Annotated in this window: 8 protein-coding genes; 5 read left to right on the plus strand and 3 right to left on the minus strand. The window is 24.8% G+C overall.

Going from position 1 to position 9,717, the window contains the following annotated elements:
• From ACIQ56_RS10365 to ACIQ56_RS10375, 3 genes are all read left to right on the plus strand, one after another.
• The coding region (locus ACIQ56_RS10365; protein WP_397600988.1) for a glycosyltransferase at positions 1-663 on the plus strand (663 nt) is incomplete at its 5' end.
• A 60-nt stretch (positions 664-723) separates the two neighbouring features.
• The gene (locus ACIQ56_RS10370; protein ID WP_397600989.1) at positions 724-2,469 is read left to right on the plus strand and encodes an ATP-binding cassette domain-containing protein; all 1,746 of its coding nucleotides are present in this window, start codon (positions 724-726) and stop codon (positions 2,467-2,469) included.
• Positions 2,470-2,490: 21 nt separating this feature from the next.
• Positions 2,491-3,891, plus strand: coding sequence for a hypothetical protein (locus ACIQ56_RS10375; RefSeq protein WP_397600990.1), 1,401 nt, complete (start codon positions 2,491-2,493; stop codon positions 3,889-3,891).
• Positions 3,892-3,903: 12 nt separating this feature from the next.
• On the opposite strand, the gene ACIQ56_RS10380 is transcribed toward ACIQ56_RS10375, so the two are convergent.
• From ACIQ56_RS10380 to ACIQ56_RS10390, 3 genes are read right to left on the minus strand one after another with little or no spacing between them, the layout of a single operon-like run.
• Positions 3,904-5,181, minus strand: a complete 1,278-nt coding sequence (locus tag ACIQ56_RS10380) for a hypothetical protein (RefSeq protein WP_397600991.1) — start codon at positions 5,179-5,181, stop codon at positions 3,904-3,906.
• Complete coding sequence (locus ACIQ56_RS10385) at positions 5,174-6,352, minus strand: DegT/DnrJ/EryC1/StrS family aminotransferase (protein WP_397600995.1); 1,179 nt, start codon at positions 6,350-6,352, stop codon at positions 5,174-5,176. The genes ACIQ56_RS10380 and ACIQ56_RS10385 overlap by 8 nt, the downstream gene beginning before the upstream one ends.
• Complete coding sequence (locus ACIQ56_RS10390) at positions 6,348-7,280, minus strand: NAD-dependent epimerase/dehydratase family protein (protein ID WP_397600992.1); 933 nt, start codon at positions 7,278-7,280, stop codon at positions 6,348-6,350. The genes ACIQ56_RS10385 and ACIQ56_RS10390 overlap by 5 nt, the downstream gene beginning before the upstream one ends.
• Before the next feature lie 151 nt (positions 7,281-7,431).
• Here ACIQ56_RS10390 and gmd point away from each other — a divergent pair, with 151 nt between their 5' ends.
• Together gmd and ACIQ56_RS10400 are read left to right on the plus strand one after the other, a co-directional pair.
• A complete protein-coding gene (gene gmd, locus ACIQ56_RS10395; RefSeq protein ID WP_397600993.1) occupies positions 7,432-8,592 on the plus strand; it encodes a GDP-mannose 4,6-dehydratase in 1,161 nt (386 codons plus the stop codon).
• Positions 8,576-9,451: an alpha-1,2-fucosyltransferase gene (locus tag ACIQ56_RS10400; protein ID WP_397600994.1), complete on the plus strand. Its 876-nt coding sequence runs from the start codon at positions 8,576-8,578 to the stop codon at positions 9,449-9,451. Before gmd ends, ACIQ56_RS10400 begins: the two co-directional genes overlap by 17 nt.
• The last annotated feature ends 266 nt before the right edge of the window (positions 9,452-9,717 follow it).

Here is a 9,717-nt window from a genome sequence, read left to right on the forward strand (position 1 = left end):
GATGATTATAAATATTTTTTAAATAAAGTTAAAATTCATAAAAAAAATATTTTTTTAGTGGAAGGAAGTGGAGTAAATAAAAATGAATTCAAATATTATAGTGAACTTAACTATAATGAAACACCAATTATTTTATTTCCTGCACGGATAATTAAAGAGAAAGGAATTAAAGAGCTCATAGAGGCTTCTAAAAATCTCACAAATAAAAATTTTAAACATGAGGTTTGGATTGCTGGCGATATTGATTTGGGAAATCCTTCTTCTCTAAGTTTATTTGAGGTTAATATTTTAAAAAATGAGGCTTTAAATTTAAAATTTTTAGGCTATCAAAAAGATATGCCTAAAATTCTTGAACAATGTACAATAGTATGCTTACCTTCTTATAGAGAAGGTCTGCCAAAAGCACTTATTGAAGCTTCTGCATGTGGCAGACCAATAATTACTTGTGATGTTCCGGGATGCAATGAAATTGTAGAAGATAATTTTAATGGGGTTTTAGTTAAACCAAAATCCTCAATAGATTTAGAAAATGCAATTGAAAATTTATTACAAGACGGGGAAAAAATGGAACGACTTCGGAAGAATGCTTATAACAAATTTTTAAATAATTATACTTCGGAAATTACGGTAAATAAAATTTTTCAAGTATATTTATCAATTTAAATTAAGTATTGATTATTTTTAAAGTCAAATTTAGGCATTATACAGGAACTTTTTATAAAGATGAGTTATAATTTGAAAATTAATGTTGTAAATCTTTTAAAATTTATCGGAAAAAAACCATTACATTGGTTAATCATAAATTTTATTTTATCATTCTGTTTAGCTTTTATTGAAATTATGGTGGCAATATTTTTGCAAATATTTTTAATAAATTTAGGATTATTAAATTCTGACGTCAAATTATTTGGTATAAGTGTTCCAAATTTTGATATGATTAATGCAATATTTTTTCTGCTTATAATTGGATTTTTAAGATTTATTTTTCAAACTATAGCAGGTCATAGCAATTACTATATCTTAGAATACTTCAACTCAAGGTTAAAAATACTCTCTATTTATGATTTATTATATAATAATTCAAACAATAACAATTGCACTTCGGAAATTAATTTTAAAATATCTGAAATATTTCCTAAAACGACATATTTTATTTCTAATTTAGTATTTTTAATCTCAAATTTAATTCAATGTTTATTCATTTTAGGTGTTTTATTTTTTACCTCATGGAAAGAAACTATTTTATGTTTATTTTCAATACTTTTTATAGGATTATTAATTTTAAAAATAAATAAATATGTTAGAGCTGTGGCTCATGAAATACCAATTGAGCAAAAAAAATTAAATCAAGGAATACAAAAAATATCGAGAAATATTATCTTTATAAATATTATGAGAACTATGAAATATGAATATCATACTTTAGTTAATAATATTTTAAGTTATTCATCAAAAGCTATTAGAACATCAATTTTGACTATATTTAGTTCTACTCTACCTCCATTTTTAGGAATTATTTTAATTATTTTTGTCATTCATTTTAGCCAAAATGTTTGGAAAACGCCCTCTTTAGTTTTAATTTCATTTATATATTTATTAGTTAGATTTATCCAATATTTATCATCTTTAACAGGATATTTCAGTAATATTAATTCTAATTATCCTCAATTAAAAATAGCTCTTAATTTTTACAAGAACTTTTCTGAGTCAACAAAAAACAACGTTGAAGATATACTACAAAATTTAAGATTTTTGGGGAATAATAAATATAATGAAGTTAATATTTCACAGCAAAATACATTTGATAGCTCTGATAAAAACGCTATAATCCCAAATATTATCTTTAATAAAGTAACTTATAATTACCCAAATTCAAATCACATCATATTTAAAAATATTTCCATTAATATTTCACCTGGCGAGTGTGTTGGAATAATAGGTGCTAGTGGTTCTGGCAAAAGTACCTTATTGCTTTTATTACTAGGAATGATATTTCCAACTAAAGGTAATGTATTAATTTCTGATCAAAATCCAAAAACATTCTTAGAAGAAAATAAAATTAGAATAGGATATGTAGGTGCTGAACCTTTTTTAATTAAAGGTACAATTAAAGAAAATTTATTATACGGTATTCATAATAAAGTTAGTGATGAAGAAATTTACAATGCTTTATCCATGGCGAGTTTAACTCAATTTATTGACAAATATTCTCTTGATTATATTATTTCTGAAGATCACTCTGGTATTTCTGCGGGACAAAAACAAAGAATTTGCTTAGCAAGAGCAGTTCTTAATAAACCTCATTTACTAGTATTAGACGAAGCAAGTGCAAATTTAGATGAAAAAACAGAATTAGAAATCGCACACTCAATAGAAAAAATGAAAGGTAAAACGACAATTATTATTGTTTCACATAGACATGGTATTTTAAAACCAGTTGACAAAACAATTAATTTAGATTTATTTTGAAAAATACTAAGAAAGAATCAAATGAGTTTTAATTTAATAAAATTTTCAAGCCCAAAAGAATATAGCAAAGTAATAAATCAAAACTTAAATAATTTAAAAGAACTTGAAGAAAATAAATATTTAAAAGAATATTTAAAAGTATTAAAAAAAGAAACGACTATAGATGAAAAATATTCTATTTTATATATAAAGAGACACTTATTAACAAATTTAGAATACAATCTTGAATCTAATTTAAAGTTTTCAAAAATACCATTTTTTTTATATTATTTTTTGAGAATTTTGTTATCAATATTTCAATCATTAATTAAGTATGATAAGAAAAATAATTACAACTTGTTAATTGATGATTGGTATAATAATAGCATAAAATCATTTTATTCATTTTCTGATGATGATTTTAAGGATATAAAATTTAAAATTATGAATGCTTCTCAAATCAATAAAATATTATTTAGAGATTTATATAAATCAATATTTATTTATTTTAAAACGAGAAAAATAATCAAAATTTTATCCAAAGAATTAAATATTAATTTTAAATTTATACATTCCATTATTATTCTAAATTTCTTTACGGGAAGGTATTTAAAGTATAAATTTAATCCAAAAATTATACTATCAGGTAATGATAATGGATTCCCTTATTTAAAAGCAAAATCTGCTAATTGTAAATTATTTACAATCCAAAATGGGATAAGAGGAAAAGAAAGCGATGCAAACTTTACTTATGCTGATCTCTATTTTAGTTTTTTAACAAAAGAGTCCTCTTATATAAGAGAAGAAGGAGGATGTATAAATGAAAAGCATATAGAAATTGGATCCTACAGATTATCTGAGTTTTATAAAAACTATATCAAAACACCTATTAAATTTGATGTCACTTATATTGGGACATATTCAAATTCAATTGAAAATGAGTGTTTACTAAAACATTTTTTTAGTCATAAAACAAATGAAGTTGAATCTATTAAAACGTTCAATTCTTTAACCAAAGAATTTCCAAATTTAAAGTTTTCATACTTTCCAAGAAATAACAATGAGATCTTTGAGTTAGAAAAATCAGGACTCATTTCTGATAATATTGAATATTTAGATAGAAACACATATAATATATACAATGTAATTACATCTACAAATTTAATTCTCTCATCTTGCTCAACCACCGGAATTGAAGCTTTAGCTTTAAATAAAAAAATAGGATTCATTAATCAATCAGGAAATGAGGACCTTAACCCTTTATTCTTTAATGAAGAGATTGAATTCAAGAAAAATATATATTTTCCAGATGACCTTAAGTCTTTTATCGAACATATATTAACTCATTCCATTCGAATAGAAAAATATATAAAACAAGATTTTGATGCGAAGAATACTATTTTAAATTACATAAAAGAATATATTAATGAAAAAGAATCTTAATTTTTTCAAAAATCATAGTAACAATTTAAGAATATTAATATTATAGTCTTCTTTAATAAAGTCAAAAATAACTGAGTAATCACATATTGTTTTATTTTTTATAAGGTATTTTAATTCAGAAGCTGAGTTAGCAACTGGGACATTCAAATATGACGAGTCAAAAGGTGGAGATAATTTAATTCCATCGTAAGATAATCCTAAATCGTCAATAGGTTCATAGACAATATAATTTAAACCGCTTGCTATAGATTCTAAAAAAACAGTTGAAGCAGGGCCAATAATTAATGATTTTGAATTCATAGATTCATTCAATGATGATTCTTGATCTAATTCATAAAAAGTTTGATCAATATTCTTCCAATACCAAGATTTATTCTCTGAAGGATGAGTTCTTAATGTTGCGGAATGAATACCTAAACTTTTTAATACATTTTGAACTTGATAAACATAAGCTAATGAATTCCCTCTATCACCATAGTAACGATTTTGGTTTAATATTATTCCACCATTCATCGACTTTGTTAATACAAGTACTTTTGAAACATCAAATTTTAAATTTATTTTTTTATTTATTTTTAAAAATGGGTGACCAGAAACGTGAATTTTATCAGGATTAGCGCCTAATTTTATATACTGCTCTTTTATCTTATCTCCCCATACAAAAAGATAATCAGATCTAAGATTGTCTTTTAAATTATACACTGCTGGCAAACCGTGCAAAAAAACGAAACTAGGTTTCTTGATTTTTCTAAATACATCAATTGAAATATTTTCTTTCAATGCAGCATCAAAAGGGCTTATATATCCAATGAAATTATTATTTAAAACATATTTTTCAAATTCATTTTGGATTTCATGTATTTTCTCTTGAAATTCCTTACTAAAATAGAAGCCTAATGATTCCTTTATTATTTTAGAGCCAAAATAATAAAATAAACTTGATAATTTTTTTTCTCCAATTAAATTATTACCAAATTTAATTTCCCAAGGATTTGAATAAATACTATAACCTAAATTTAAAATTTCAGTTTTTGTGGTATGATATGTTCTGCCTAATAATTTTTTATTATTTGATTTTTTTTCAATAGAAAAGAAACTTGCTAATAAAAACTCTATTGTTCTTTTTAGATCGTAAATATTTGCTTTTAAACTTTCTTGATTACCACAAAAATGCCGACCATAATTATAAACTAAGCATGACATTTCAGATCGAATTGTTTCCTTTAAAGATATATCCAATTTTACATTGTCGATATACTCTTGAAATAAATTCCATTCTTCTTTACTCATGGATATCCTTTAAGACATTATACAAATAATTAATGTTTTCAGACATATCAAATCCATGATTGCCAATATATAAACCATCTTTATCTAATTTATCTGCATTTGGTAAAGAACCATAAATAGTGTGTGGTAAATATTTTAGAACGTCATTTTTAGAAAAATTTCCTGCAACAATTGGTCTACATTCTATACCATTTTCATATAATAAATTAGAAATTTTTTTACGATTTAAATTTACACCTTCTTTTATAATTAATGAAAATGCGAACCAACTGCTATTTCCAATTTCTTGTTGAATATCAAAAAAGGGATGTTTTGAAAATAATTTTTGAAATAATTTAGCATTTTTTCTTCTTAATTCAAGTAAATTTGGAAGTTTTTTTAATTGCTCTATTCCAATTGCACCACTCATTTCTATAGGTCTTACATTATATCCTGGAAGTAAGAAGCGATATGATTCTTCAAAAGGATCGTCACTTTTCTCACCAGACACTTTATTATATTTAGGCAAATTTCGAGTCCATCCATGCGCTCTTAAAGAAAGTAATATATGATATAATTCTTCATCATTTGTTAATATCATTCCACCTTCCATAGTAGAAATATGATGAGAAAAAAACGAACTAAAGCTCCCCATAAGACCAAAAGTTCCTGCTTGTTTTGAGTTATAAATTGCGCCCATAGATTCACAATTATCTTCAAGCATAATTAAAGAATGTTCTTTACAAATTTTCTCAATCTCTTTAAAATCATTGGGATTTCCTAATAAATTAACAACCATAATTGCTTTAGTTTTATCAGTAATAGAGTGTTTCAAGTCTTCAATATTATAATTTAAAGTCTTTAAATCTATATCAACAAATCGTAACTTTAATCCATATTGAGAAATTGGATAGTAAGTGGTTGGCCAAGAAACAGCAGGAACAATAACTTCATCATCTTTTTTTAATCTATGGTTTTGTTTGTAAAATAAAGACGCAATCATTAGTAAATTTGCTGAAGAACCAGAGTTTACCATAACGCAATATTTACTTCCGACAAATTCTGCAAATTTATTTTCAAATTCTTTTACATTCTCACCCATAGTAAAGTTACCAGAACTAACTACATTTTGTATAGCAGCTATTTCTAGATCATCCCATGTAGAAACTGATAATGGATATTTCATTTTAATTCCTTATATTATGTCTTTCTAAAAAAAAATCATAAGTTTTTTTAATTCCATCAACTAGAGAAGTTTTTGCATTCCAATTAAATTCTTTTTGTTTTGATACATCTAATAATTTTCTTTTCATACCTACAGGTTTTTCAAGATTATAAACAAATTCTCCTTTAAATCCTATAACTTTTGAAATTGTTTCGTAATATTCTTTAATTGTATAATCATAACCTAAACCAATATTTGTAAAATTATCTAAATTATTTAATCCTAATTCAATAATATGATAGATTGCATCAGACAAATCTTCGGCATACATAAATTCTCTAAATGCAGTTCCATCTCCCCAAATCTCAATAAATTTCTCGTTTTTTTCTTTTGCATTATGAATTTTAGAAATTGCTGCAGGAATCATATGGGAGCGTTGGAGATCAAAACGATCCCATTTCCCATATAAATTACAAGGTATAATTGATTTATAATTATATCCTTCATATTTATTAGATATAAAGTCACAAAGTTTTGCTATCGCTATTTTTGCCAAAGCGTAACCTTCATTTGTTGGCTCTAATTCACCAGATAATAAAATATTTTCCTTTAATGGAATATTAATCCCTTTTGGGTACATACAAGAGCTTCCTAAATTTATTAAATTTTTGACATTTAATTCTCTTGCAGTTTGAATAACATTTTTACCAATTTCAAAATTTTCAATTAAAAATTTATCTTGGTTTTGTGTATTTTCCAGAATACCACCTACTAATCCTGCGCAATGTATAATTAAATCAAAAGAATTTTTTTCAATATAATTATAGACATTTTTTTGACTAAGTAAATTTAATTCATTTTTGGATGGATTAAAAAATTGATATTTATTAGCTTTATTATGCGCTAATATATTTTTCCCAACCATTCCATTTGCGCCCGTTAAAAATATTTTCATTAAAATTCCTTTTATAAAATAAAAAAATTAAATTGATTTATTCCTAATTTACACAATTGTCTAGTTAGTTAAAGTAAAATGCTAGACTATGCTAAACTTTTATAATACATTTTAATTGTTTATAAGCAAGATTAAAGCTTATTGGAGTTTAATGATGAGCAAACAAAAAATAGCACTAATTACAGGCATTACCGGCCAAGATGGTGCATATCTTAGCGATTTTCTTTTAAAAAAAGGTTATATTGTACACGGAATTAAAAGAAGATCTAGTTCTTTTAATACACAAAGAATAGATCATATGTTCACTGATTACCATAATCAGGATGCAAAATTTTTCTTACATTTTGGTGATCTTACAGACAGTACAAACTTAATTCGAATTATACAGACAGTTCGTCCAGACGAAATTTACAACTTAGCAGCCCAAAGCCATGTTCAAGTCAGTTTTGAATCTCCTGAATATACTGCAAATGCAGATGCTATTGGAGCATTAAGAATTTTAGAAGCTATTCGAATTTTAGACCTAATAAAACATACAAAATTTTATCAAGCTTCAACAAGTGAATTATTTGGAAAAGTTCAAGAAATACCTCAAAAAGAAAGCACACCATTCTATCCAAGAAGCCCATATGGAGTTGCTAAACTTTATGCTTATTGGGCAACAGTAAATTATAGAGAAGCCTATAATATTTTTGCAACAAATGGAATTTTATTCAATCATGAAAGTCCAATACGGGGAGAAACTTTTGTTACAAGAAAAATTACAAGGGCTGTAGCAAAAATTCTTTTAGGACAACAAGATTGTCTCTATATTGGTAATTTAAATGCCTCACGTGATTGGGGTCATGCCAAAGATTACGTCGAAGGAATGTGGAAAATACTTAATTATACAACACCAAGTGATTTTATACTTGCTACTGGCAGATCAATGCTAGTAAGAGATTTCATAAAATTAGCTTTTTCATTTGTTGATATAGATATATACTTTAAAGGTGAAGGAGTTGATGAGGTTGGAATTTGTAAAAAAACTTCTAAAGTTTTAATTAAAGTAGATCCTAATTACTTTAGACCCACAGAAGTTGATGTTTTAGTTGGAGATTACTCTAAGGCAAAAGATTTATTGAACTGGAGTCCAAAAATATCAGTAGAAGAGTTATGCAAAGAAATGGTTTACTCTGATTTAAATCGTGAAAAATTTGAAATTTACAACTCAAAAGAAAATATTTTAGTAGAAAAAATCATACATGAAGACGATAAATTTACACTTTGGTTAGAGAATATTAAAAGAGAGAATCATGAAATTAATTGTTAAATTATGGGGAGGCTTGGGTAATCAACTTTTTCAATATGCAACTGCATTCTCTCTTTCAAAAAAAATTAATAAACCGCTTTTTTGTGATTTGACACATCCAAGTTTATCAATTCACCCTTTTATGTTAGATAAATTTAAAATTAGTTCAAAATTTCTTTACAAAGATGATATTTTAAATGAAAATATTAAAAATTATAATAGTATATCTTTAATTTTGTATAAAAAGTTTGGGCTAAATTTTATAGATAAATCTTTTTATATTGAAAGAAATTTTAAATATCAAAAAAATTTTGAAAAAATTAATGAAGAAAAAATATTAATTGGACATTTTTTAAGTGAAAAATATTTTATTAATAATAGAAACGAAATTTTAAATGAATTTTTAATTAAAAATGAATTAAATATTGAAAATAAAAAAAGTTTAAATTTAATAAAAAACTATAATTCTATATCAATTCATATTAGAAGAGGTGATTTTTTATCTAAAAATAATGTAAATAATTATTATATTTGTCCATTAGATTATTATAAATCAGCATTAAAATTACTAGTAGATAAGAATGATAAAAACAAAGAAATTGGACTTTTTATATTTTCAGATGATCTTAATTGGGCTGAAGAAAATTTAAAATTTAACTATCCGACCTATTTTATTTCACATAACCGAAATGATTCTAGTTATGAAGATCTAAGATTAATGAGTCATTGTAATCATAATATAATTGCAAATAGTTCTTTTAGTTGGTGGGCAGCTTGGTTAAATAGCAATGAAAATAAAATTGTAATTTCTCCAAAACATTGGCATAAAAAGTATGAATTTACTGATATCATTCCAAATTCATGGATAACTTTGTCTTAAATAATTATATTACGAATTATGAATTTAAATTGGATATAATAAAGAAATAGCTCATTATCGCTTAAGTAAATTAAAACATGACATCATAAATTTAAAAACTTTGGATAATCATTTCAAATAAATATAAAATATCTGTTTATGTGTGTCCTCCCAATAAGTGATTTTTACAAAGCATAAATCCAGAATTAAATCTCCTTTTGAGGAGGAGATTTAAATGGAGATGGAAAATAGACTTTTAAAATTGTCAGAGCAAGTTGCTTTTGAAA

Origin of the sequence: Silvanigrella sp., from assembly GCF_044369315.1 — a bacterium.
GTDB lineage: Bacteria > Bdellovibrionota_B > Oligoflexia > Silvanigrellales > Silvanigrellaceae > Silvanigrella.

Coding starts and splice junctions, on each gene's coding strand:
- ACIQ56_RS10370 (WP_397600989.1), top strand. CDS start 724: ATGAGTTATAATTTGAAAATTAATGTTGTAAATCTTTTAAAATTTATC.
- ACIQ56_RS10375 (WP_397600990.1), top strand. CDS start 2,491: ATGAGTTTTAATTTAATAAAATTTTCAAGCCCAAAAGAATATAGCAAA.
- ACIQ56_RS10380 (WP_397600991.1), bottom strand. CDS start 5,181: ATGAGTAAAGAAGAATGGAATTTATTTCAAGAGTATATCGACAATGTA.
- ACIQ56_RS10390 (WP_397600992.1), bottom strand. CDS start 7,280: ATGAAAATATTTTTAACGGGCGCAAATGGAATGGTTGGGAAAAATATA.
- gmd (WP_397600993.1), top strand. CDS start 7,432: ATGATGAGCAAACAAAAAATAGCACTAATTACAGGCATTACCGGCCAA.
- ACIQ56_RS10400 (WP_397600994.1), top strand. CDS start 8,576: ATGAAATTAATTGTTAAATTATGGGGAGGCTTGGGTAATCAACTTTTT.